Source organism: Mesorhizobium sp. M0678 (genome assembly GCF_040320505.1).
GTDB lineage: Bacteria > Pseudomonadota > Alphaproteobacteria > Rhizobiales > Rhizobiaceae > Mesorhizobium.
Map to the genome: position 1 here is coordinate 509259 of NZ_JAMYPT010000001.1, position 21440 is coordinate 530698.

Sequence of the window (21440 nt, forward strand, 5' to 3'; positions counted from 1 at the left end):
TTTCACCCGCGGCCGGAAAGAGGAATTTGAGAAGGCGAGGGCTTGGCGAGCGGCCGGACTTCACCTTCGACCTCGTTGCCGACATAGACGCCGAATGCATCTTCCGTACGTTCGCGCGCATAGCGGGCAAGCATCGAACGCACTGCGGGATCGGCGATCTTCAGATCCGCGATCTTCTCGATGTCGACAAGCCGCATCTGGCGATCGTCGGAATAGGATCCCTCGAGCGTTCCGCGATAATAAACATGCGTGCGCCAGGGTTCGGCGGCATCGTCCCACACCGCGAACAGGAAGCCGAGCTGGGCGTCTATGGCCTTGGCGGCAAGGCGCCCCTTGAGGCTGCGCGCATCGTTGGGCGTGCCCAGTCCGCGCCCCGCAGGCAATTCATAAATCCCGTCGGCCGTTGCGAAGAACAGCACACGGCCCTCGTTCTCGAGAATGGCGCCGACCTCCGTATCGGGGGGCGCCGCCGCCAGCGCCTCCTGGCTGAGGCCAGGCGTGACGTAGGTGCCTCTGCAATAACCGAGGGGCTGGGCTCCGTTGTGGCTGAAGTCGCGGACGCGGCCGATGAGGATCGAGTGATCGCCAGCATCGACCAGCTGCTCCATGCCGCAATCGAACACCGCAACGCAGCCGTCGATCAGCGGATTGCCAGTGCGGCCCGGTTGCCAGCTCACGGCCGCGAACTTGTCCGCTGCTTTGGAAGCGAAGATGCCGGAATGGGCCTTCTGGTCCTCTGACAGGATGTTGATGGCGAAACCTCTCGACGTCGAAAAAGCACTGTGCCCCAGCGCCCTCTTGGCGATGCAGACAAGCACCAGCGGCGGCTCGAGCGAGACCGAGGTGAAGGAGTTGGCGGTGAAGCCGCGCGGTTCGCCTTCCGCGCTGATCGTGGTGACGATGGTGACGCCGGTCAGGAACGAGCCGAGTGCGCGCCGGAATTCGCCGCTGTCAAAGACTGCATCCGTCTCCGGCTTCACGCCAGCGTCTCCTTCCGTGTCGAGAAATTCCATGATGTGTTTGGTCACTTTTTCAGGTGAAGCCATTGCCATCATGTGCCTTTCTCCATTGAGCACGAGGCATTGACCGTGCGGCGCAAGCCTCGCCATCGCCGCCGACATGGCCGGGGTCGAATTGCTGTCTTGCGACCCGGTCATGAACAGGGCTGGTGCGGCAAGACCGGGGAGAGCATCGGCATGCTCGGCATCGGCACGGGCAAAGAGGCGATAGGTGCGCGCGTAGCCTTCGGGTTCGACCCTTTCAAGGGCGGCGCGCGCTGTGGTGGCCGCCCCGATAAGGTTCGCCGGCAGCGGGTCGCCGAACCAGCGGGCAAGCGTAGCCGCAATGGCGGAAGGGTTGCCACGAGGGCCAAGCGCGGCCGCCCGCTCGCGCACGGCCTGCGTCAAGGCCGCGGGGCGGCGGAACACCGCGTTGAGGCACACGATGGCGCGAACGCGCAAAGGGGCGCGAAGGGCGATTTCCAGTGCGACCAGCGCGCCCATCGAATGGCCGACGATCGACACCGACGCCACGCCAAGATGGTCGAGCAGGCGAACCGCCTGATCGGCGAAATCCGACAGGCTGGCTTCTTCCGGCGGCAGCGGTGAAACGCCGTGGCCGAGCATGTCGATGGCGATCAGGTCATGATGGTCTTTCATCGCCGCGATCTGATCGTGCCAGATCGCGGCGTTCATGCCGACACCGTGAATGAGCAGAACCGGCGCGCCGGAGCCGGCGCGGATGAAGCCGGTGCCGTCCGGAGCCGTGTCCCGGACCCATGCGGTGGCAGCGACGTCAGCCATGCAGGTCTCCGACCTCCTTGAGGTCCTGATAGCGGTCGCCGATACGATGGTGCGGGCGGCCACCAATCGAAGCGCCAAGCGCCACTACCAGCTCATCGGGCGCTGGCGCGTCGCCGATTTGGAAATGTACGGTCAGATAGTGGGAGCGGCGGCCTTCGTCGTTCTTGTCCATCAGCGGGATCATGATCGGGGTGTTCGGCCCTCCGCGCAGATTGGTGAAGGCGAGATAGGTCTTGGCGCCGACGGCGCGACGGTAATGGTTGCCGAAATGCAGCGTATGGATCAGCGCCGATGCATGCTCGATCTCGCCCGCCGTGCCGCAGACCGCGGCCTTGCCATAACCCTCTATCGCCTCGCCGGAACCGGCGACGGCGATAATCTCGCGGGTCAGCAGTTCACCGAGGACGGGAGCAATAGCGCGGATCTCCGGCGACAGGTCGTCGGTGAAACCGCGGCCGGCCCAGGGATTTGTCAGCACAGCCGCGACACCGATCAGACGCAGCGGTTTTGGGGCTTCCTTGCCGCCCTCGATTAACGTGTTCTCGATGTACGTGACGATCTTTCGAATGGCTGGTTTCATGAAAGTCCTCGGTCGCCACGGCGCTGTGCAACGCCGAAATCTTTACATCATCTTATGGTATACCATACTATGGAGCACCAGAAGCCTTGTCAATCGGCTATGGAATCTGTTTTGTGGCCGGATCGGGGTAGGGAGAGAAAATGTCAGGCGATACGCTGCGGATCGACCGCTCTGCCAAGACGCTGAGGACGCTGGCGCTGGAGCGCATGCGTGAGGCGATCATGGGCTTCCATTTCCAGCCTGGTGAAAGGCTGGTCGAGCGGCCGCTATGCGATCAGCTCGGGGTAAGCCGTTCCGTCGTGCGCGAGGTGCTGCGGCAGCTGGAGGCGGAAGGCCTGGTGCAGATGATACCGGGCCACGGACCCGCCGTGGCCAAACCGGATCTCGGCCGCACCGACGAAATCTATGAATTGCGGGCGCTGCTCGAGGGCATCGCGGCGCGGGCTTGCGCCCTGACAGCCACGGACGCGCAGATCGCCTCGCTCGATGCCGCCTTGACGAACCTGCTTGAGGCGTGGGCGTCCGGTGCGCCTGTCGAGGTGATGCGGGCAACGACCAAGTTCTACGAAACGCTGTTCGAGGCGGCGGACAAGCGCATTGCCTGGGAAATCGTGACGGGGCTGAATGTCCGCATCAACCAGCTCCGCTCAATGACGATCGCGTCGGAGAACCGCCGCGAGCCGGCGATCGCCGAAATGACCGAAATCATGGATGCAATCCGGTCGCGCAAGCCGGACGAGGCGGAGGAGGCGGCGCGGCGGCATGTCGAATCCGCGTGGCAGATCGCCCGCAACACGCTTCGCCTTGGCTGACTGGTATGCCGCCGGCGGTCCATCGTTCCACGGCAGGCATCTAACTGGTGCGTACAGTGACATGTGTGACATGCCAATTTGCTTTCAGTTGCGGCGGCAAAATCGTATATCGGGTCAGTTAGGTGTGCATCTCTTGCCAAATTGCTCTGTCATTCGAACGGAGTATCGGACGGACTGAGACAGAAAAAATAGTAAAATGAATATGTTACGCCACAAAGTTGCCGTGGCGCCGATGATGGACTGGACGGACCGGCACTGCCGGTTCTTCCATCGCCAGCTGACGCGCGAGGCGCTGCTCTACACCGAGATGGTGGTGGCCGATGCGGTCATCCACGGCGCACGCGAGCGGCTGCTCGGCTTCGTCGACAGCGAACATCCGGTGGCGCTGCAACTCGGCGGCGCCGATCCGGGAAAGCTGGCCGAGGCGGCGCGCATCGGCGAAACCTTCGGCTATGATGAAATCAACCTCAATGTCGGCTGCCCGTCCGACCGCGTCCAGTCGGGCACCTTCGGCGCCTGCCTGATGAAGACGCCCGTGCTCGTCGCGGATTGCGTCGCGGCAATGAAGGCGGCGGTGAAAATACCGGTTACCGTCAAGTGCCGCATCGGCGTCGATGAGCAGGATCCGGAACCGGCACTCGATGCGTTGGCCGATGCTGTTTTCGCGGCCGGCGCCGACGCGCTGTGGGTGCACGCCCGCAAGGCCTGGCTGGAAGGACTGAGCCCAAAGGAAAATCGTGACATCCCACCGCTCGACTATGACCGCGTCTATCGGCTGAAAGCCAGAAAACAAAACAAATTCATCGGCATCAACGGTGGCATTCAATCTCGCGCAGAGGCGCTGACGCATCTCGACCATGTCGATGGCGCCATGCTCGGCCGCGCCGCCTATCACACGCCAGGGATACTGACCGGCATCGATGCCGCGTTTTACGGCAGCACTGCTGAGTCGTTCGATTTTGCCGCACTGATCGATGCCATGGCGGATTACGCGTCACGCCATATCGAGCAGGGCGGACGCCTCGGGCATGTCACCCGGCACATGGTCGGGCTGTTTCACGGCCTGCCCGGTGCACGCCGCTACCGGCAGATCCTCTCCACCGATGCGACACGGCCGGGTGCCGGACCGGAGGTGCTGAAGTCAGCCTTCGCAGAGGTCGATTTCGGCCGGACCGCGGAGGCGGCCTGAGGAAAAACTTAATCCCGCAAAATCATGCGATCGCCACGGACGTCGAAGCCCGATAGCGAGCCGATGAAATTCATGCCGAGAAGGCTCTGGCCGAGCGTGCCTGGTGCGGCGATCATGATGGGCATGTCCTTGCGCACGATGCCGCCGATCGACAGTTCGTCGGTTCGCACCGCCGCCGCGCGTGTCATGCCGTTGGCGGTAGAGATCGGTATGGTGAAGCGGAGAGCCGCCGAATTGAACCCGACCGCCAGAGCGTCCTCGGCGGTCAGCACGGTGCTGGTCGCGCCGGTATCGACAACCGTCAGGATCGGCGTGCCGTTGATCGTGACGCGCGCTTCGAAATGGCCGCTGCCGGCCTTGTCCAGGGTGACGGTGGCATGGCCTTCTTCCACGCCCAGCGCCAGCGGACTGCCGGGAACAAGGCCGGCGGTGACGCGGCTGGCGAAATCCTGCAACTCATAGCGGTACTGATAGCCGGCGATCAGCGCCAGCACGATGGCACCCCAGGCGCCGAGGCTGCGGGCCATGGTGCCTAACGGCCTGCCCGATCTGAGCAGGCCGGCGCCGACGAGCGCCGCTAAAGCGCCAAGCCAGATCAGCTGGCTGAAATCGTAATTCTCAATGCCGAACGTACTGCCGGCGGAATCGTTGAGCATGAGCAGGAGCACACCCGCCCCGATCGCGACGATCAGAATCCACAACAGTCGGTTCATCTCTGCGGCCGGTTCACGAGAGGGCGTCGCGTTCGCGTGCCATGCGGCTGCGACGGGTTTCCCGGCGGGGGCGTCGCTCGACCGTTTCCAGCCTTGCCGGCAGCTCGGCCATGACGCTGCGGCGGGTTTGCGGGGTCATGTCGATCCAGGCGGCGATTTCCTCGCGCGTGCGCCCGCAACCGAAACAGAAGCCGGTTTTCATATCGATCGAGCAGACCAGGATGCACGGGGATTCAATGGCCGTCATAAGGATTTCCTTGGCTAGCCTCCACATGGTGCAACGACAAAGTCAATGCAAGCCCTCCGGGAAGCGCCGCCAACGAATGCTTTCGCGTCAATACCGCCAAGTTGTACCGGGCCTGGAGGTTGTGCCGGCTTGAGGTTGTGCCGGCTGGCCAAGGCGGCTATGCCGCTCACCAATTCACACGGACGATCGCCATCGACATGACCAGCGCGCTGCCTTTCGACGATTTTCGCGACCTCCTGGTGAGCCTGCCGCCGGGAGATATGGCGGCCAAGGCCCGCGTGCGTCAGTTGTTTGCCAAGGCAGACAAGCCCAAAGGCTCGCTTGGCCGCATCGAGGACATCGCCGCCTGGCTTGCCGGGTGGAGCGGCCGCGCGCCGCCGGCGGTGACGCGGCCATTGGTGGCGATCTTTGCCGGCAATCATGGCGTCACCCGCCACGGCATTTCGCCGCGCCCCGCCGCCGCCACGGCAAATGCAGTCGAGCTCTGCGCCGCCGGCGGTGCAGCAATCAACCAGATCTGCATCGCCAACGATCTCGGCTTGAAGGTGTTCGATCTGGCCCTGCACATTCCGACAGCCGACATTACGGAGGATGCGGCACTGGACGAGCGCGGTTGTGCCGCTACCATGGCCTTCGGCATGGAAGCGATTGCCGGCGGTACCGACCTGCTTTGCCTTGGCGACCTCGGCGTCGGCAATTCGACTGTCGCCGCGGCCCTTTGCACGGCACTGTTCGGCGGCACCAGCGCCGACTGGGTCGGCCCTGGATCAGGGGCGGACGCGGCGATGCAGAGGCGCAAGGCGGAGGTGGTCGATGCCGCGGTCGCGTTTCACGGCGCGAGCCTCAAGGACCCGCTGGAAGCGCTGCGCCGGGTCGGCGGGCGGGAATTCGCCGCGATCTGCGGCGCCATTCTGGCGGCGCGGATGCAGAAGATCCCGGTGCTGCTCGATGGGTTTGCGGTGACTGCGGCCGCTGGTGTCCTACATACCGCCAACCCCGCCGCGCTCGATCATTGTCTCCTCGCAAGCCTGTCGCCAGAGTCTGGTCATGCCAAGGCCGCCGAGCGCCTCGGCCTTCGCCCGCTGCTCGATCTGGGCGTCAGTCAAGGCGAGGGGGTAGGGGCGGCGCTTGCCGCCGGCTTGGTCAAGGCGGCCGCGCTGACCAGCTCCGGCATGGCAGCCGCGGTCCGCGGTTAAGCATTCAGCGCCGGCGCGAGGCAACCGCCTTGGTCGGCAGCGCCGGCAGTTCCTCCATCACCCGGCTCAGCGGGAAGATGGCGATCGCCTCGGTGCCTTCGCGCAGCCTGGAATGGAGCTGGAATTCGCCGCCATGCATGGCCAGCAGGCCTTGCACGATCGGCAGGCCAAGCCCGGTGCCCTGTTCGGCGCTCTTGATGGCGATCGAGCCCTGGCCGAAGGCCGAAAGCACGATCGGAATCTCGTCTTCCGGTATGCCCGGCCCATTGTCCTTGACGGAGAGATATTGCCCGCCGCCCGCCGTCCAGCCGACGCGCACGCGGATTTCGCCGCCGGTGGCGGTGAACTTGATGGCATTGGACAACAGGTTGAGCGCAATCTGCCGCACCGCGCGTTCGTCGGCGAACAAGCGCGGCAAGGCGTTTTCGAAATCCTGGACGATGCGGATGTCCTTGTTGCGCGCCTTCAGCTCCATCATGTGGCAGCAATCCTCGACGACGGAGAGCAGCATCATCGGCTCCTCGTTGAGCTGGTAGCGGCCCGCTTCGATGCGCGACAAATCGAGAATTTCGTTGATCAGGTCGAGCAGATGCTGTCCGGAGTCGTGCACGTCACGGGCATAGTCGCGATAGGTCGGGTTGCTCATCGGGCCGAGCACCTCGTTGGCCATCACTTCGGAAAAGCCGAGAATGGCGTTGAGCGGCGTGCGCAGTTCGTGGCTCATCGAGGCCAGGAAACGCGATTTCGCCAGATTGGCGTCTTCCGCCCGCCGCCGTGCCTCGTCCGACATCGATTTCGCCGTCTCCAGTTCGGCGATCAGCGCATCCTTTTCGGAGCGGAACGACAGCAGCATCAGCGAGGAACGGTTGAGCTGGCGCGCTACATAGGCGAAGAAAGGCAACGAGGCGATCAGCAAGCCTGCCATGATCACTTCGACCGGCATCCATAATTTCGCACTGGCATAAGCATAGATGGCGACCGGGAGGGCGAAGGTCGCCAACAGCGCACCGCGCAGGGACGAGGCCAGGATCGCGGTTGCCGACATGGCGAGCAGCAGCACCACCGCCTTGGCGACCTGGAACTGATCCATTTGGCAAGTTTCGCAGCCGAGCCATGCGAACCAAGCCCAGCCAAGCCCGCACAGAAAATGGCCGATCAGGAAATCCCTATGCGTTTCCAGCGGGTTGAGTTCGGACGCTTGAGTGACGCGTCTGGCCATGAATGCAACGATGGTATAGCAGATGAATGTGAACAGCGCCCAGACGCCGATCTCCTTGCCGATGCCCGCGAACAGGCCTGCCGCGGCCGTTGCCAGAACGAGCAGCGGAATGACGATCACGCCGCCGGTCATCGAAAGCGCGTGGAGCTTCAACAGCTCGCGGTCGAAGTCGGGATTTCCGGCTTGCTGCGAAAGACGGTCGCGCGTCTTGCGCACCGCGCGCGCGACATCGCTGTTGCGATGGCGTTTCCTGCGGTCCACAATAAACTTGTCCGCCGTGGTCGAGCGTTGCAGGGGCATGAAGTCTTCAATTTACGCGGGCAGCAATTTCAAATCGTTAAGCTACGTTCGAATGATTAACCAACGGTTTGCCATATGAGCCGTTCGTGGTCGCGATGGCCGCGCCAGCGATACTATGCGCCACGTCCGCGAAGCCTGTGGCGCCGAGTAATGGACTATGGGCTGACACTCATCGTGCTCGGCCTGGCGATCCTCCTGGCGGCGCGCCTCGACCGGATCGAGACGCGCAAGACGGAGGGCGCGGCCACCGTCAATGACGGCGATAGCATCACCCTCGGCAGCGAGCGTGTCCGCATGCGTGGCATCGACGCGCCGGAATATTCGCAGATCTGTCGCAAGGACGGTGCCGACTATCCTTGCGGCAAGCTCGCGCGGCAGTCCCTGGTGCGGTTGATCGGCGGCAAAGCCGTCTCCTGCAGCGGCTGGCAGCGCGACCGCTACGGCAGGCTGCTCGGCGACTGCAAGGCCGGCGGCAAGGATCTCAACCGCGCGCAGGTCGAGGCCGGCTGGGCGGTCGCCTTTGGCGATTTCGAGACCGAGGAAGCTGCTGCGCGCGCGGGCAAAGCCGGCATCTGGGGCGGAACTTTCGACGAGCCGAAGAACTGGCGCGAGAGCCACGGCCACGAGCTGGTCGAAAGAAAGCACGGCACCTTGGCGTCGATCGGCGATGCCTTGCGTGAAATTATTCGCTTCTGGTGAGTTGTGCCTATAGTTCGTCGGGACGGACGAGGAGGATAGAGATGAAGCTGTTCGACGGCGGGCGCGCGCCCAATCCACGCCGGGTTCGGATTTTTCTGGCCGAAAAGGGACTTCAGGTTCCGCTGGTGCCCGTCGACATGGGCGCGCTGGAGCACAAAGAGCAGCCGGTCAGCTCGCGCAATCCGCTGAAGCGTCTGCCGGTGCTCGAGCTCGATGACGGCACCATCATCACCGAATCCGTCGCAATCTGTCGTTACTTCGAGGAACTGCACCCCAAGCCGGCTTTGTTCGGGGATGGGGCGCTCGGCAAGGCAATCGTCGAGATGTGGCAAAGACGTGTGGAGTTCAATCTGTTCGGCTGCGTCGCCGCGGCGTTCCGGCATATCCACCCCGCAATGAGGGAATGGGAGATCCCGCAAATCCCCGAATGGGGCGAGGCCAACAAGCCGAAGGCGATCGAATTCCTGAGGTTTCTGGACACTGAGCTCACCGGCAGGGAATTCGTCGCCGGCGATGCCTATTCGATCGCCGACATCACCGGGCTGGTCGCCATCGACTTCATGAAGCCGGCTCGCATCAAGGTACCTGAAGAGTGCACCAACGTGCTGCGCTGGTATCGAGAAATCTCCAGCCGGCCGAGTGCCGCCGCCTGACAATGAATTCCGAATGAGCGAAGAGTTGGAAGCCTTGACGGCGCGAGTACGCGCTTGCCGCATCTGCGTCGATAACCCGGCCGGCAGGCCGTTGCCGCACCAGCCGCGTCCGGTGCTCAGGCCATCGTCGAGTGCGCGTATCCTGATCGCCAGCCAGGCGCCGGGTACCAAGGTTCACATTACAGGGATGCCGTTCACCGACGCCTCCGGCGACCGGCTGCGAAGCTGGCTGGGCGTCGGCAGCGAGGAATTTTACGACACGGACAAATTCGCCATCGTGCCGATGGGCTTTTGCTTTCCCGGCCAGGACGCCAAGGGCGCCGACCTGCCGCCGCGCCGCGAATGTGCGCCGGCCTGGCGCACATCGCTGATGGCGCTGATGCCGCAAGTCGATATGGTGCTGACGATCGGCATCTACGCGCAAAGCTGGCATATGGGCGCGGCGCGCCGTCCCTCGCTGACGGAAACGGTCATGGATTGGCGTGCCATCTGGGCGGCGGCAATCGACCCGAAAGTCCTGCCGCTGCCGCACCCGTCCTGGCGCAACACCGGTTGGCTGAAGCGCAATCCATGGTTTGAAATGGATTTGCTGCCCTTCCTGAGATCGGAAATCCGCTATCGCCTCGGCTAGGCATTCAGCAAGAAATCACTCGCTTTCGCACTATGCGGCAGAATTTCTTTCTTGTAATAGGCTCGAGCAAGAGGGATTATGGTAATCCATTCCTCGAAGCGCGTCGCGCATGAGGGGACGCGCGTTAAATTCTTGTTTTTATGCATGTCGTTGTGCCAAGGCCGCTGCGCACTTGGACGACTTGCATCAGGGGAGCACCCAATGGACCGCCTTGATAGAAAAATTCTCCGCCTCCTGCAGGAGGATGCGACGCTTGCAGTCGCCGACGTCGCCAAGAAGGTCGGCCTGTCGACGACGCCGTGCTGGCGGCGCATCCAGAAGCTCGAGGAAGAGGGCGTCATCAAGCGGCGCGTCGCCATCCTCGATCATGAAAAGGTCAATGTGCGGGTCACGGTGTTCGTCTCGATCCGCACCAATTCGCACAGCCATGAATGGCTGCGGCGCTTTTCGGAGGTCATCCAGGAATTCCCGGAAGTGGTCGAATTCTATCGCATGAGCGGCGACGTCGACTATCTCTTGCGCGTCGTGGTGCCCGATATCGCCGCCTACGACGCCTTCTACAAGCGGCTGATCGCCAAGATCGAGATCCGCGACGTGTCGTCTTCCTTCGCCATGGAGCAGATCAAATACACGACCGAGATGCCGCTGGATTACATGATGCTCGACAAGGAATCCGGCGCCAACGCCGCCTGAGATTCGTCTGTTTAGTTCTTCTTTTTGTTCAGGAAAGTCCATGGCGAGTTGACCGGCAGCGTGATCGTGTCCGGCACCGTATCGACGTTGACCACCTCGGCCTTGTGCACGGTGTAACCCGACTGGATGACGCTGACGCCGTCAAGAATGAAAAGCTGGCTCTTCTCCATACCCGGTTGCAAGGCGCCGGTCACCGAAACCGGCTGGTAGGCCTCGGACATCCTGTAAGGGTGTGCAGGCGTGACGAGGACGATCTGGTTGGGCGGCGGCGTCGGCATGTGGCTGCAGGCTCCCGTCCACGGCACCAGCAGGAACTGGTAGACGAGATCGCCGTCGCGATCGACTGGCAGCGCATAGCCCGCGAGCTGCACGATCTTGTCCTGCAGATTGAGAGACAGCGTCTCGCCATGATCGGGCATTTTGGCCGCGATCATCGGCAGTCCGACGCTTTCGGCGGCTGCCTGGGTCGCCGGGCGCAGATCCTTCCAGAAAATATGCATCGTCCCGGCGCAAGCACTGTCTGCCACAATGGACACGAACACCGCGGCCGCCAGGATCGCTCCTGATTTGAGACGGTTGCTCATTGCTGCTCCATTGTTGAGCCTTGATCTGCGGCCTATGCCAGCAAGTAAAGCTGCCGCTGCCCCACAGGTCAACGCTCAAGCCGCATCACATGCCGGCGCGAGCCGGTCATGCCGATCTCGCGAAAGCCGCGGGCGACGAACATGTCGCGAAAACCCATGAAGCTGTAGCTCGGCGAAGCCTGGTCGACGGGATAGGCTTCGATCGTCCTGGCGCCTTTGGCAAAGGCGTGATCGATGGCCGCGTCGAGCAATGCGCTTGCCAGCCCGCCGCCGCGCAGCGCTTTCGGTACATAGAAGCAGACGATCGACCAGATGCCCATCTCGCTATCGTCCTGCTGCCGTGACAGCTTGCGGTAGGTCTCGCGCGGCGCAATCGAGCACCAGCCGACGGTCCGGCCATCGATCTGGGCGACAATGCCGACCGGCGTGCCGGCGTCGATCAGCGTCATCATCGCGCGTTTCTTCTCGTCGTTCTCGACATGCTCGCGGCGGTCGAGATTGCGCCAAGCCATACACCAGCAGTATTTCGGCCCGCCGGGTTGCTCGAACAGGTTTTCGAAATCGGCGCGCGTCGATTGCGTCACCTCCGTGAAGCGCACTTCGCTCAGGTCAAGCTTTTCTGGCGGCGAGCCGCTCGAGCGTCTTGGCATCGGAAAGTTCCTTCACGGCGTCCTTGCCGATCCAGCGTGCGGTCCTGTCTGTCGAGGCCGCCAGTTTTAGCGCCACGGCAAGGGCAGGGCCGTGCAAATTCATCGATCGCTTGCCGATCGAACGAAGCGCCCAGTTCACGGCCTTCTTCACAAAATTGCGGCCGTCGGTCGCATGCGCTTCGATGATCGGCAGGAATTCGAGGAAGGTCGTCTCGGGTTCCTTCTTCCGGTGGACCACCGACCAGGCCATCATCGCAAAAGCCGTGCGTCGAACGAATTCCCGTTCGTCGACCGCGAATTCGGCGATCAATTCCTTCCAGCAATCCGTATCGACAAAGAGATCGGAGACCCCGTCGACGATATCCCACGAGTCGAAAGTCGCCGCCCATCGTCTTGCATCCGCGGCGGAGAACCGCTCCGGATCGGCTGTCACGGAAGCGATGAACTGCGCCTCCATGATGCCTGTCTGCCAAAGCTCGAAGGCACGCTCATGGTTGCGCTTGATTTTCTTGGCAATCTGCCGCTGCACGCCATGCGAGATACCGAGCGCACGTTCGATCTTGATACCGTAGCGCAGCATGCCAAGTCGATTTTCCTCTGAGGCGATCGAGCGCAGATGAGCGACGATTTCATCGGCGCTGGATTGAGGCGAAAGCTCGGCCACAGTGAAATCCTATTTCTCCAGCCGCGCCAGCAGCGAGGACGTGTCCCAGCGCTTGCCGCCCATCGCCTGCACGTCCTTGTAGAACTGGTCGACAAGTGCCGTCACCGGCAGTTTGGCGCCGTTGCGGTCGGCCTCGGCGAGGCAGATGCCAAGATCCTTGCGCATCCAGTCGACGGCGAAGCCGAAATCATATTTGCCGGCATTCATCGTCTTGTGGCGGTTCTCCATCTGCCAGGAACCGGCGGCGCCCTTGGAGATAACCTCGATTACCTTTTCGATGTCGAGCCCAGCCTTCTTGCCGAAATGGATGCCCTCCGCCAGGCCCTGAACGAGGCCGGCGATGCAGATCTGGTTGATCATCTTGGTGAGTTGGCCAGCCCCGGCCGATCCCATCAATCCGACCATGCGGGCATAAGCATCTATGACTGGCCTGGCCCTGTCGAAGGCGTCGGGCTCGCCGCCGACCATCACGGTCAGCATGCCGTTCTCGGCGCCTGCCTGACCGCCGGAGACCGGGGCGTCGAGGAACGCAAACCCGAGCGCTTGCGACTGCTGCGCCAGTTCGCGCGCGACCTCCGCCGATGCCGTGGTGTTGTCGATGAAGATGGCGCCTTTCTTCATGGAATTGAAGGCGCCTCCGGCACCGGTCGTCACCGAGCGCAGATCGTCGTCATTGCCGACGCAGGAAAAGACGAAGTCCTTGCCCGCGGCCGCCTCTGCTGGTGTCGCGGCGAAGCTGCCGCCATGCTGGGCAACCCACTGCTCGGCCTTGGCCCTGGTGCGGTTGTAGACGGTGACGTCGTGACCGCCCTTGTTCTTGAGATGTCCCGCCATCGAATAGCCCATGACGCCAAGACCAAGAAATGCCACCGAAGCCATGTTTTCGAATCCCTTAGAAGCCTGCTTTGCGGTCTTCTTACCGGATCAGGCAAGGCGATGGGAGTCAGCGGTGCAGATGGATGGTGATGCGCCGTTCGATCCACTCGACGCCGTGGCGCAATGTTTCCACGATGATCAGATAGATGATCGCCGCCCAGATATACGACTGGAAGTCGAAGGTGCGCGCATAGGTGAGCCGGGTGATGCCCATCAAATCGTAGACCGTGATGATGGCGACGATTGCCGAGCCCTTGATCATCAGGATGATCTCGTTGCCATACGGGCGCAACGCGACGATCAGCGCCTGCGGCAGGATGATCTTCCACATCGTCTGCAGTTTGTGCAGGCCGAGCGAGGCGGCACCTTCCCACTGGCCCCTTGGCACGCTCTCGATCGCGCCACGCAAAATCTCGGCCTGGTACGCGGCCGTATTCAGCGAAAAGGCGAAGATCGCGCAGTTGAACGCTTCGCGGAAGAAGCCCCACAGTCCGACCATCTCGAGCTCCGGCCGGAAGGAGCCGACCCCATAGTAGACCAGGAAGGTCTGCGCCAACAGCGGCGTGCCGCGAAAGAAATAGACATAGGCATAGGCGAACCCCGAAAGGATCGGGTTCTTCGACATGCGTGCATAGGCGATCGGCACGGACAGGATCGCGCCAAGCACAATCGAGATGGCAACCAGCAACAGGGTGATGCCGAGGCCGGATATGTAGCCGGGTGCATATTTCTGGAAGAACTCCGGGTTCCACGCAGCGACCAGGTAGACGACCATGCCAATGCCGAGAGCGATCCACAGGCCGACTAGGACATGGCCGAGGATGCGTTGGCGCGACCAGCCGCGTGCGGGCGGCGGCGGCCGGTCGACTTTCAGCGTGTCGGTGGCAAGGCTCATCTCTTGACCTCGCTGCCGCCGACCGCTCGTTCGATCGCGTTGATGCCGAAGGAGGAGACGATCGCCAGCAGGAGATAGATGAGGCCGGCGAAACCGTAAAACACGAACGCGTGCTTGGTGACGCGAGCGGCAACCCCGCTCTGCCGGAGGATCTCGTTGAGGCCGACGGCCGAGACGAGCGCGGTGTCCTTGAGCAGGATAAGCCAGAGATTGGCAAGTCCGGGCAACGCGATGCGGATCAACTGCGGCAGCACGATCAGCCGCATCGTCTGGCCGCTGGACAGGCCAACCGAATAGCCTCCCTCATATTGCCCTTTTGGAATCGCGCGGAAGGCGGATAAAAACACCTCGCTGGAATAAGAGGAGAAAATGAAGCACAGCGCGATCATGCCGGCGACGAAGCTGTTGACGTCGGCGGACGTTCCGGGGCTCACCAGCCGGACAATGTACTGCAGGATCAATGGGACGCCGAAGAAGATCAGAAACAGCGTGAGCAGCTCGGGTATTCCGCGAAAAATCGTGGTGTAGATGTTCCCGGCCAGTCTCAGCGACGGCTCTTCCGATTGTTTGGCCAGCGCCACGAAAAAGCCGAGCGTCAGCCCGAAGGGCAGAGTGGCCAGCGCAAGACATACCGTGACAAACACACCCGCGGCGATGTCGTCGAGCCAGCCTTCGGGTCCCCAACTGAGAAGCGTCAGTGCGCTCTGCATCCGCCTGCCTGTTCTCCTTGAGGCTCTTTGAGACCCGTGCCGCGTCACCCCTCGTGCGCGGCATCCTTATAAGAACGGCGGGAATCTCCCGCCGTTCAAGTCCTCGTATGTCGGTCGATCAGGACTCGCCGCCATAAACGTCATATTTGAAGTATTTGTCGTTGATTTCCTTGTACTTTCCGTTTGCTCGGATGGCGTCGATCGCCGCATTGAACTGGTTGACCAGATCGGTCTCGCCCTTGCGCACGGCAATGCCGGCACCCGGACCGTGGATTTCGATGACCGGCTTGATTGTGCCGACCAGCTTGCAGCAGGCGCCGTCCGGCGAATCCAGCCATTGCTGCAGCACGACGATGTCGTCATTGGCGGCATCGAGCCGGCCATTGGCCAGATCGAGCTGGTATTCCTGTGCGGTCGGGTACGGCTTGACGGTGCTGTCGGTATAAGTCTTGGTCGAATAGTTGAAATGCGTGGTGGACGCCTGCACGCCGATCGTCTTGCCGGCCAAATCTTCCTTGGTGACACCCTTGATGTCGGTGTCCTTGGGCGCGGCAATCGCCGGCGGCGTATTGTAATATTTGTGGGTGAAGTCGACCTTCTCGGCGCGTTCCGGCGTGATCGACATCGACGCGACGATGGCGTCGAACTTGCCTGCCTGAAGGGCGGGAATGATGCCGTCCCAGTCCTGCGCGACAAAGGTGCACTTCACCTTCATCTCGTCGCAGAGCGCCTTGGCAATGTCGATATCGAAGCCTACGAGTTGGCCGTCGGCTGTCAGATTGTTGAATGGGGGATAGGCTCCCTCGGTGCCGATCCTCAAGGTCTTTTCCTGGGCCTGGGCAACGCCAAGCGTCAGCAGCGCAGCCGAAGCGGCAAGCGCGATACGCAGTGCAATACGCATAATGGTCCTCTCTGTTGGTCCCGGCCGTCGTTCCCGAACGGCTCTGTGGGCGGTGCTTTTGACCGCCCGCTGATGCGATATTCCCATTCTTTCCCAAGAAAAAGCAACTGCAAAACCGTCGCTTGAGGGAAGGTCATGTTCAGAAAGCGATGACGCTGGGTCAGACGCCTAAATTGGGAAGCAAGTGGGCGGAAACTGTCTTCTGCCGCATTTTCAGCGCGACAGGCTTGTGGCGCGCTCGATGAAGTCAGCTATCGAATTCGTGTCGTCGAGATCGAAGGCCGGCAGGTCTTCGCCGACAATGGGGAAGTCGGAGGCGATGGCGACAATGTGTGGATCGCCTGCCGAGAGCGGTGTCCGGTCCTTGGCCTCGAGCCGTCTCGTCTCGATTTTCTTGTGCGCTTCGCGCTTGTACCCCTCGACCAACACGATGTCGCACGGTGCCAGCCGTGACAGGATCGCGTCTAGTGTCGGCTCGTCCTCGCCGCGCAATTCGTGCATCAGCGCCCAGCGCCTGCCCGACACGACCGCGACCTCCATCGCTCCCGCCTGCCGGTGGCGAAAGCTGTCCGCTCCGGGTTTGTCGATGTCGAAATCATGATGGGCGTGTTTTACCGTCGACACTTTCCAGCCGCGCCGGACGAGTTCCGCCACCAGCTTTTCGGTCAATGTCGTCTTGCCGGAGTTCTTCCAGCCGGTGATGCCGAAGATACGTCTTTTCATGGCTCGATGCTCTGCAACAGATGCGCGGCCTGGGCAAGGTCGTCGGGAGTGTTGATGTTGAAGAACGGATCGATCTCGGCCCCGCCGGATTTCAGGATGGGAAATTCCACCTCGACAAAACCGTGCCGGTCGATGAACGCCGCAACGCGCCGGTTGTCTTCCTCGACGAGAAATTGTCGCAAGGCCTGATCTAACCCTAGCGGCCAGAGTGCAAAGGTCGGATGCCGTTTGCCGCCGGAACAGGCGACCGCAATCGAGGCGGGGCGTTCGTCGGCTGCCGCGAGCAGCCGCTCGACCATATCCCTGGGCAGGAAAGGCGTATCGCCGGCAGCCGTGACCAGCGCCTGGCAGGTCGTGTCGGAAGCCCATTCGAGGCCGGTCAGGATCCCGGCAAGCGGCCCGGCATAACCTTTGACTGTGTCGGCAAGCACCGGAAGCCCCGTCGCGGCAAACCGTGTCGGATCGCCATTGGCGTTTAGCGCAAGCGGTCCGACCTGCGGGCCAAGGCGCGAAACGACACGGTCGAGCAGGGTACCGTCGCCAAGCGCAAGCAGCGTCTTGTCGCCGCCACCCATCCGGCTCGATCGGCCGCCGGCCAGAATGATCCCTGCGATATGTCGGCCCATCGTTTGCTGCCTAGGCCCAAAATCCAGTTTTCAAATCAGACAGTCGTCGACAGTCACTCTATATGCCGTCCGGCGCCATGTCCGGTCCAGTGCTTTCGGCGGCTGTTTTTCGCCGTCCGACGATCCGTTCGCGGTAGAGTGCATAGAGGCCTGACGCGATGATGATCGTGGCACCGAGGATCATCGGCAGATCGGGGACATCGCCGAAGATCGTGAAGCCAAGCAAGATCGACCAGAGCAGGGCGGTGTAGCGAAACGGCGCGATGAAGGAGATATCGCCCACCCGCATCGCCGTGATGATGAAGTGATAGCCGATGAGCACGAGCACCGCCGCCAGCGCCAGGAACGCCGTGCTTTGTCCTGTCATCGGTGTCCAGCCGCCCATCGGCGAAAGCAATGCCGCGCCCAGAACTGTCATGGCAAGGGCGGTGGCGGTCGACACCAGCAATGTCGGAATTGCCTGCGGGATCCGCTTGGTAGCGAGATCGCGCACCGCGCAGCATGCGACGCTGGCCAGCGCCAGCAGAGAAAAGACGCTGAACCCTTCGAAGCCCGGCCGCACGATGATCAGCACGCCGACAAAACCGACGGCAATAGCCAGCCAGCGCCGCCAGCCGACGCCCTCGTTGAACACAAGCGCGGCGCCCATCGTCACCGCCAGCGGCAGCGCCTGCAGTACGGCGGAGACATTGGCGATCGGAAGATGCGCCAGAGCAACCAAGAACGACACGGTGGCGCCGGCCTCGCCGGCGACGCGCAGCGCAACGGTCGGCTGCAGCATCGAACCTGGCCGGGCAAGCGCGCCCCGTTGCCACGCAAGCAGGCCAACGAAAAGCGAAGCGAAGGCGCCGCGGATCAGCATGACCTGCGCCATGTTCATCGATTCCGATGAGAATTTGGTGATCGCGTCGTTGAGAGTGAAACCAGCCATGGCCACCATCATGAACAACGCGCCGCGGAGGTTTGGCGAAAGAGGCAAGGCGATTACCGGGTGAGTCCTGCAGCAAGCGTCTAGCAGGCACCCACAAGACAGCAACGTCAAAGGGCTGGGCCACAGCCTTTCTGTGGCCCGTGACATCTGCCGCGCAAGAGCGGCAGGGCTTATTTGGGCGTCAGTACCTCGGTGCCGTTGCCTTCCTTGCCGGCAATCGTCCACAGGCCATGCAGCGAGCCGTCTTCCTGCACCTTGTAGACGACTAGACCGACCGCCTTGCCCATGACATAGCCGGCGGAGAAGGCATCGTCGTTGCGCATGCAGATACCGTCCGAGGACGAGCCGCCTGTCTCCCAATGGATCGTGCAGGTCGTCTCGCTGGTCAGCGTGATCGTGGCGTCGCCACCATAGGACGACCCATCGAAATTGGTGCCGGCCACGGCATAGGTGCCGCCGATCGACTGAGCCGCCGCGGGCAGGGCCGCGAGGCTGAGCAATGCAAGAGAAAGAATGAGTTTGCGCATATCGTATTCCCCCACTGGGCGAAGAACCGCTCCAGAGCAGAGGCTAGGCCCGAATGGGCTTGCGGTAAATCCGGTGACCGTTTGCGGACAAGACCTTTTCTGGGTGTGACCCAAAAAAGGTGCCGTTCTAAAGGATGGGTTCGGAGGGCAAATTTATCACGCTGCGGCTCGAGGAAAATTTTTCGACAAGATCAAATTTGCTCGGCAAGATTCACCAAATTGGTCATTGTAAGCTTCTGATCGTGTTGGGGAGGTAGTCCATGACGAATGCACGAGGCTATGCGGACAGGCTTGGCGCAGACGGCAGGCGGCACGTTTTTTCGGCCTTCCGGTTCTCTTCTGCCCTGGCGGTTATCCTCATGGCGATAGCGCCTGCGTTCGCCGAGAACGGCGCTTCGGCGTCGGCAGTCGAACGGATGTCCACGCCGGGTCACGAAGCGGATGAGCTCGCTCGCCGCGTCGGGAAATGGTCCGTCGTCAACACGATCTGGCCAACGCCCGGCGCCCAGCCGATCGTCATGACCGGGCTGGTGGCCGAGCGCACGATGATCGGTTCCTTCATGCAGGAGGTGATGCGCCCGGCGCCCGGGTCGAAAATGCCGGACTTCCAGCGGATAGCCTATTTGAGCTATGACCGGGTGGAGGGCCGCTGGAAGTATGTCTCCATGGACACCCGTTTCCCGGCAGGGATCATGCCTGCCTGGAGTTTTGGTGGCGAGGAGGACGGCAAGATTTCACTGCTGTTCCAGCCGCTTGGTTTCGTCGGCTTCGGCCCGGAGGTCGAAGGGCGGTTCACGGCCTCCGATTTCGTCATTTCCAGGGACGGCGACAATCACGAAGTGGCCGAGCAACATTTCCTCCAGGCCAATGGCAGCGGCAAAAAATGGCTTGCCGTACGATATGACTACACGCGCCAACAACCGTGACTCGCTAGCAAAAACAATAGGCTGCCAATAAGTTCTGACGTCGCCGGATGCTCACGGTCCCCTGAGGCTGCCGGCGATCGCATCGACGAGCGGGTCGTATTTCGATTTCAGGGCTGGCGGGTAGTCGATCCAGACCGTGCGGATGACACCGTCTTTTCCGAACAGGCGGCGTTCATAGAAGATGTTCCCGCCTTTGATGCCCGACAGCACCGCCCAGTCCTTGCCGGTCTTGCTGTAGGTGATCCTGTAGCCAGGTTCCTTGCTGGCCCTCTCGGCGGAGACGAAGGCTGTCGGGGTGTCATCATCGATGTTGAGGATACCCGAACAGATCAGGCTGGCGCCATCGGCAGTGAGCCATTGTTGTCCATCGCCATTGTCCGGCTCAGGCTGGCGAAGAGTGAAGATTTCATCCGGAAAGGTGCAGATGGTACCGAAGCGCTCGTTCGTGTAGGTAAATGGCGCGGCAACTGCCGTGGTCCCCGCCATCACTCCGAAAAACGTCAGGACTGCAAAAAACCGCTGCACGCCTTGCCTCGCGCCGATACCAAGGCGATTATTCTTGCACGAAATCGGCGAAAAATCAGCCGCCGGTGACGCTCATATGCCGCGACACCGACGGACGGTTGGTGCGGCGATCGATGATGAAGTCGTGGCCTTTGGGCTTGCGGCCGATTGCTTCGTCGATGGCATCGGCGACCAGCTCGTTGCCTTCCGACGCACGCAGCGGCGCGCGCAGGTCGGCCGCATCTTCCTGGCCGAGGCACATGTAAAGGGTGCCGGTGCAGGTCAGCCGGACCCGGTTGCAGCTTTCGCAGAAATTATGCGTCATCGGCGTGATGAAGCCCAGCCGTCCGCCGGTCTCGGCGACTTGGACATAGCGGGCCGGGCCACCGGTCTTGTAGGGAATATCGCTCAGCGTGAACTGGCGCTCGAGTGCTGCGCGCAGCAGCGACAGCGGCAAATACTGGTCGGTGCGGTCGGCGTCGATCTCGCCCATGGGCATGGTTTCGATGACCGTCAGATCCATGCCGCGGCCATGCGCCCAGCGCAGCATTTCCGGCAATTCGGCGTCATTGAAGTCCTTCAACGCCACGGCGTTGAGCTTTACCTTTAGCCCGGCCGCCTGCGCGGCGTCGATGCCGTCCATGACCTTGTCCAGATTGCCCCAGCGGGTGATCTGGCGGAATTTGTCGGCATCGAGGGTATCGAGCGAGACGTTAATGCGCTTGACACCGCAGTCGGCGAGCTCGGCGGCAAAGCGGGAAAGCTGCGATCCGTTGGTGGTCAGCGTCAGCTCTTCCAGTGCACCACTCTCGAGATGCCGTGAAAGCTGGCGTACCAGGTGCATGATGTTCTTGCGTACCAGCGGCTCACCGCCGGTGAGGCGGAGCTTGCGCACACCCTTTTCGATGAAGACCGTGCAGAGCCGGTCGAGCTCTTCCAGCGACAGCAGGTCCTTCTTCGGCAGGAACGTCATGTCCTCGGCCATGCAATAGGTGCAGCGGAAATCGCAGCGGTCGGTGACCGACACGCGCAGGTAGGTGATCGTGCGACCGAAAGGATCGATCATATCCATGCTTGTGCGCTTCCCGTGGCCGTGAACGGCTTCGTTATATATGGCTATGTGATACGAGCCAACGTGGCATTCAAGATAGAAGCTCGCGATCTTCGGTAACATTCCGACGCCGACAGG

At 62.1% G+C, this 21440-nt stretch carries 25 protein-coding genes and 1 pseudogene; 8 read left to right on the forward strand and 18 right to left on the reverse strand.

Features of this window, described 5'->3' with window-relative positions:
- Positions 1 to 2: 2 nt before the first annotated feature.
- Together NKI29_RS02405 and NKI29_RS02410 are read right to left on the reverse strand one after the other, a co-directional pair.
- Positions 3 to 1802: an alpha/beta fold hydrolase gene (locus NKI29_RS02405; RefSeq protein ID WP_352795453.1), complete on the reverse strand. Its 1800-nt coding sequence runs from the start codon at positions 1800 to 1802 to the stop codon at positions 3 to 5.
- Positions 1795 to 2382, reverse strand: coding sequence for an amino acid synthesis family protein (locus tag NKI29_RS02410; RefSeq protein WP_023674996.1), 588 nt, complete (start codon positions 2380 to 2382; stop codon positions 1795 to 1797). Before NKI29_RS02410 ends, NKI29_RS02405 begins: the two co-directional genes overlap by 8 nt.
- A 140-nt stretch (positions 2383 to 2522) precedes the next feature.
- On the opposite strand from NKI29_RS02410, the gene NKI29_RS02415 reads away from it, so the two are divergent.
- Together NKI29_RS02415 and dusA are read left to right on the forward strand one after the other, a co-directional pair.
- Positions 2523 to 3194 carry a GntR family transcriptional regulator gene (locus NKI29_RS02415; RefSeq protein ID WP_023674997.1) on the forward strand — a complete coding sequence of 224 codons (672 nt, stop codon included), beginning with the start codon at positions 2523 to 2525 and terminating at the stop codon, positions 3192 to 3194.
- 196 nt (positions 3195 to 3390) lie between these two features.
- Positions 3391 to 4383, forward strand: a complete 993-nt coding sequence (gene dusA / locus NKI29_RS02420; protein WP_352724792.1) for a tRNA dihydrouridine(20/20a) synthase DusA — start codon at positions 3391 to 3393, stop codon at positions 4381 to 4383.
- 8 nt (positions 4384 to 4391) lie between these two features.
- On the opposite strand, the gene NKI29_RS02425 is transcribed toward dusA, so the two are convergent.
- Both NKI29_RS02425 and NKI29_RS02430 read right to left on the reverse strand, forming a co-directional pair.
- On the reverse strand, positions 4392 to 5096 hold the full coding sequence (locus tag NKI29_RS02425) for a TIGR02281 family clan AA aspartic protease (protein WP_352448873.1): 705 nt from the start codon (positions 5094 to 5096) through the stop codon (positions 4392 to 4394).
- 13 nt (positions 5097 to 5109) lie between these two features.
- Positions 5110 to 5343 carry a DUF1289 domain-containing protein gene (locus NKI29_RS02430; protein ID WP_031193575.1) on the reverse strand — a complete coding sequence of 78 codons (234 nt, stop codon included), beginning with the start codon at positions 5341 to 5343 and terminating at the stop codon, positions 5110 to 5112.
- Positions 5344 to 5540: 197 nt separating this feature from the next.
- Between NKI29_RS02430 and NKI29_RS02435 the strand changes: the two genes are divergently transcribed.
- Entirely contained in the window at positions 5541 to 6539 is a 999-nt protein-coding gene (locus NKI29_RS02435; protein ID WP_023675001.1) for a nicotinate-nucleotide--dimethylbenzimidazole phosphoribosyltransferase, read from the forward strand.
- A 4-nt stretch (positions 6540 to 6543) separates the two neighbouring features.
- Here the strand turns inward: NKI29_RS02435 and NKI29_RS02440 are convergent, their stop codons facing one another.
- Positions 6544 to 8058 (reverse strand): sensor histidine kinase, encoded by a 1515-nt coding sequence (locus NKI29_RS02440; RefSeq protein ID WP_352698903.1) that lies wholly within the window; start codon positions 8056 to 8058, stop codon positions 6544 to 6546.
- A gap of 75 nt (positions 8059 to 8133) precedes the next feature.
- Between NKI29_RS02440 and NKI29_RS02445 the strand changes: the two genes are divergently transcribed.
- The 4 genes from NKI29_RS02445 (at position 8134) to NKI29_RS02460 (ending at position 10734) form a co-directional block, all read left to right on the forward strand.
- Positions 8134 to 8757 (forward strand): thermonuclease family protein, encoded by a 624-nt coding sequence (locus tag NKI29_RS02445; RefSeq protein WP_352698901.1) that lies wholly within the window; start codon positions 8134 to 8136, stop codon positions 8755 to 8757.
- A 41-nt stretch (positions 8758 to 8798) separates the two neighbouring features.
- The gene (locus tag NKI29_RS02450; RefSeq protein ID WP_352681211.1) at positions 8799 to 9410 is read left to right on the forward strand and encodes a glutathione S-transferase; all 612 of its coding nucleotides are present in this window, start codon (positions 8799 to 8801) and stop codon (positions 9408 to 9410) included.
- A 13-nt stretch (positions 9411 to 9423) separates the two neighbouring features.
- The gene (locus tag NKI29_RS02455) at positions 9424 to 10041 is read left to right on the forward strand and encodes a uracil-DNA glycosylase family protein (protein ID WP_502894617.1); all 618 of its coding nucleotides are present in this window, start codon (positions 9424 to 9426) and stop codon (positions 10039 to 10041) included.
- A gap of 201 nt (positions 10042 to 10242) precedes the next feature.
- On the forward strand, positions 10243 to 10734 hold the full coding sequence (locus NKI29_RS02460; RefSeq protein ID WP_023675006.1) for an Lrp/AsnC family transcriptional regulator: 492 nt from the start codon (positions 10243 to 10245) through the stop codon (positions 10732 to 10734).
- An 11-nt stretch (positions 10735 to 10745) separates the two neighbouring features.
- Here NKI29_RS02460 and NKI29_RS02465 read toward each other — a convergent pair whose 3' ends face one another.
- From NKI29_RS02465 to NKI29_RS02515, 11 genes and pseudogenes are all read right to left on the reverse strand, one after another.
- Positions 10746 to 11318, reverse strand: a complete 573-nt coding sequence (locus NKI29_RS02465; RefSeq protein WP_352568651.1) for a DUF3299 domain-containing protein — start codon at positions 11316 to 11318, stop codon at positions 10746 to 10748.
- A 68-nt stretch (positions 11319 to 11386) separates the two neighbouring features.
- Positions 11387 to 11968 carry a GNAT family N-acetyltransferase gene (locus NKI29_RS02470; RefSeq protein ID WP_352568650.1) on the reverse strand — a complete coding sequence of 194 codons (582 nt, stop codon included), beginning with the start codon at positions 11966 to 11968 and terminating at the stop codon, positions 11387 to 11389.
- Positions 11928 to 12632, reverse strand: a complete 705-nt coding sequence (locus NKI29_RS02475) for a DNA alkylation repair protein (protein ID WP_254817259.1) — start codon at positions 12630 to 12632, stop codon at positions 11928 to 11930. Before NKI29_RS02475 ends, NKI29_RS02470 begins: the two co-directional genes overlap by 41 nt.
- 9 nt (positions 12633 to 12641) lie before the next feature.
- Positions 12642 to 13517, reverse strand: a pseudogene (locus tag NKI29_RS02480) (NAD(P)-dependent oxidoreductase); the annotation flags it as partial.
- Positions 13518 to 13575: 58 nt separating this feature from the next.
- The gene (locus NKI29_RS02485; RefSeq protein WP_023675012.1) at positions 13576 to 14403 is read right to left on the reverse strand and encodes an ABC transporter permease; all 828 of its coding nucleotides are present in this window, start codon (positions 14401 to 14403) and stop codon (positions 13576 to 13578) included.
- On the reverse strand, positions 14400 to 15113 hold the full coding sequence (locus NKI29_RS02490) for an ABC transporter permease (RefSeq protein ID WP_352795456.1): 714 nt from the start codon (positions 15111 to 15113) through the stop codon (positions 14400 to 14402). Before NKI29_RS02490 ends, NKI29_RS02485 begins: the two co-directional genes overlap by 4 nt.
- Positions 15114 to 15231: 118 nt before the next feature.
- The gene (locus NKI29_RS02495) at positions 15232 to 16014 is read right to left on the reverse strand and encodes an ABC transporter substrate-binding protein (RefSeq protein WP_023717637.1); all 783 of its coding nucleotides are present in this window, start codon (positions 16012 to 16014) and stop codon (positions 15232 to 15234) included.
- Positions 16015 to 16227: 213 nt separating this feature from the next.
- Complete coding sequence (gene mobB / locus NKI29_RS02500; RefSeq protein ID WP_023675015.1) at positions 16228 to 16737, reverse strand: molybdopterin-guanine dinucleotide biosynthesis protein B; 510 nt, start codon at positions 16735 to 16737, stop codon at positions 16228 to 16230.
- Positions 16734 to 17363, reverse strand: coding sequence for a molybdenum cofactor guanylyltransferase MobA (mobA, locus tag NKI29_RS02505; protein WP_352568647.1), 630 nt, complete (start codon positions 17361 to 17363; stop codon positions 16734 to 16736). The genes mobB and mobA overlap by 4 nt, the downstream gene beginning before the upstream one ends.
- Positions 17364 to 17421: 58 nt before the next feature.
- A complete protein-coding gene (locus tag NKI29_RS02510) occupies positions 17422 to 18342 on the reverse strand; it encodes a DMT family transporter (RefSeq protein ID WP_352795458.1) in 921 nt (306 codons plus the stop codon).
- 122 nt (positions 18343 to 18464) lie between these two features.
- Positions 18465 to 18821, reverse strand: coding sequence for a hypothetical protein (locus NKI29_RS02515; RefSeq protein ID WP_023675018.1), 357 nt, complete (start codon positions 18819 to 18821; stop codon positions 18465 to 18467).
- Positions 18822 to 19081: 260 nt separating this feature from the next.
- Between NKI29_RS02515 and NKI29_RS02520 the strand changes: the two genes are divergently transcribed.
- Positions 19082 to 19747 carry a DUF1579 family protein gene (locus NKI29_RS02520; RefSeq protein ID WP_352795460.1) on the forward strand — a complete coding sequence of 222 codons (666 nt, stop codon included), beginning with the start codon at positions 19082 to 19084 and terminating at the stop codon, positions 19745 to 19747.
- 51 nt (positions 19748 to 19798) lie between these two features.
- Here NKI29_RS02520 and NKI29_RS02525 read toward each other — a convergent pair whose 3' ends face one another.
- Both NKI29_RS02525 and moaA read right to left on the reverse strand, forming a co-directional pair.
- Entirely contained in the window at positions 19799 to 20272 is a 474-nt protein-coding gene (locus NKI29_RS02525) for a hypothetical protein (RefSeq protein ID WP_023675020.1), read from the reverse strand.
- Between the two features lie 55 nt (positions 20273 to 20327).
- The gene (gene moaA, locus NKI29_RS02530) at positions 20328 to 21323 is read right to left on the reverse strand and encodes a GTP 3',8-cyclase MoaA (protein ID WP_352568644.1); all 996 of its coding nucleotides are present in this window, start codon (positions 21321 to 21323) and stop codon (positions 20328 to 20330) included.
- Positions 21324 to 21440: the final 117 nt, after the last annotated feature.

Bases quoted from the DNA above. Each gene is read 5' to 3' on its own strand.
- NKI29_RS02425 (WP_352448873.1), bottom strand. From the start codon at position 5,096: ATGAACCGACTGTTGTGGATTCTGATCGTCGCGATCGGGGCGGGTGTG.
- NKI29_RS02460 (WP_023675006.1), top strand. From the start codon at position 10,243: ATGGACCGCCTTGATAGAAAAATTCTCCGCCTCCTGCAGGAGGATGCG.
- NKI29_RS02470 (WP_352568650.1), bottom strand. From the start codon at position 11,968: ATGCCAAGACGCTCGAGCGGCTCGCCGCCAGAAAAGCTTGACCTGAGC.
- NKI29_RS02405 (WP_352795453.1), bottom strand. From the start codon at position 1,802: ATGGCTGACGTCGCTGCCACCGCATGGGTCCGGGACACGGCTCCGGAC.
- NKI29_RS02435 (WP_023675001.1), top strand. From the start codon at position 5,541: ATGACCAGCGCGCTGCCTTTCGACGATTTTCGCGACCTCCTGGTGAGC.
- NKI29_RS02430 (WP_031193575.1), bottom strand. From the start codon at position 5,343: ATGACGGCCATTGAATCCCCGTGCATCCTGGTCTGCTCGATCGATATG.
- NKI29_RS02485 (WP_023675012.1), bottom strand. From the start codon at position 14,403: ATGAGCCTTGCCACCGACACGCTGAAAGTCGACCGGCCGCCGCCGCCC.
- NKI29_RS02450 (WP_352681211.1), top strand. From the start codon at position 8,799: ATGAAGCTGTTCGACGGCGGGCGCGCGCCCAATCCACGCCGGGTTCGG.
- NKI29_RS02520 (WP_352795460.1), top strand. From the start codon at position 19,082: ATGACGAATGCACGAGGCTATGCGGACAGGCTTGGCGCAGACGGCAGG.
- NKI29_RS02440 (WP_352698903.1), bottom strand. From the start codon at position 8,058: ATGCCCCTGCAACGCTCGACCACGGCGGACAAGTTTATTGTGGACCGC.
- mobA (WP_352568647.1), bottom strand. From the start codon at position 17,363: ATGGGCCGACATATCGCAGGGATCATTCTGGCCGGCGGCCGATCGAGC.
- NKI29_RS02495 (WP_023717637.1), bottom strand. From the start codon at position 16,014: ATGCGTATTGCACTGCGTATCGCGCTTGCCGCTTCGGCTGCGCTGCTG.
- dusA (WP_352724792.1), top strand. From the start codon at position 3,391: ATGAATATGTTACGCCACAAAGTTGCCGTGGCGCCGATGATGGACTGG.
- NKI29_RS02415 (WP_023674997.1), top strand. From the start codon at position 2,523: ATGTCAGGCGATACGCTGCGGATCGACCGCTCTGCCAAGACGCTGAGG.
- moaA (WP_352568644.1), bottom strand. From the start codon at position 21,323: ATGGATATGATCGATCCTTTCGGTCGCACGATCACCTACCTGCGCGTG.
- NKI29_RS02410 (WP_023674996.1), bottom strand. From the start codon at position 2,382: ATGAAACCAGCCATTCGAAAGATCGTCACGTACATCGAGAACACGTTA.
- NKI29_RS02490 (WP_352795456.1), bottom strand. From the start codon at position 15,113: ATGCAGAGCGCACTGACGCTTCTCAGTTGGGGACCCGAAGGCTGGCTC.
- NKI29_RS02465 (WP_352568651.1), bottom strand. From the start codon at position 11,318: ATGAGCAACCGTCTCAAATCAGGAGCGATCCTGGCGGCCGCGGTGTTC.
- NKI29_RS02455 (WP_502894617.1), top strand. From the start codon at position 9,424: ATGAGCGAAGAGTTGGAAGCCTTGACGGCGCGAGTACGCGCTTGCCGC.
- NKI29_RS02445 (WP_352698901.1), top strand. From the start codon at position 8,134: ATGAGCCGTTCGTGGTCGCGATGGCCGCGCCAGCGATACTATGCGCCA.
- mobB (WP_023675015.1), bottom strand. From the start codon at position 16,737: ATGAAAAGACGTATCTTCGGCATCACCGGCTGGAAGAACTCCGGCAAG.
- NKI29_RS02515 (WP_023675018.1), bottom strand. From the start codon at position 18,821: ATGCGCAAACTCATTCTTTCTCTTGCATTGCTCAGCCTCGCGGCCCTG.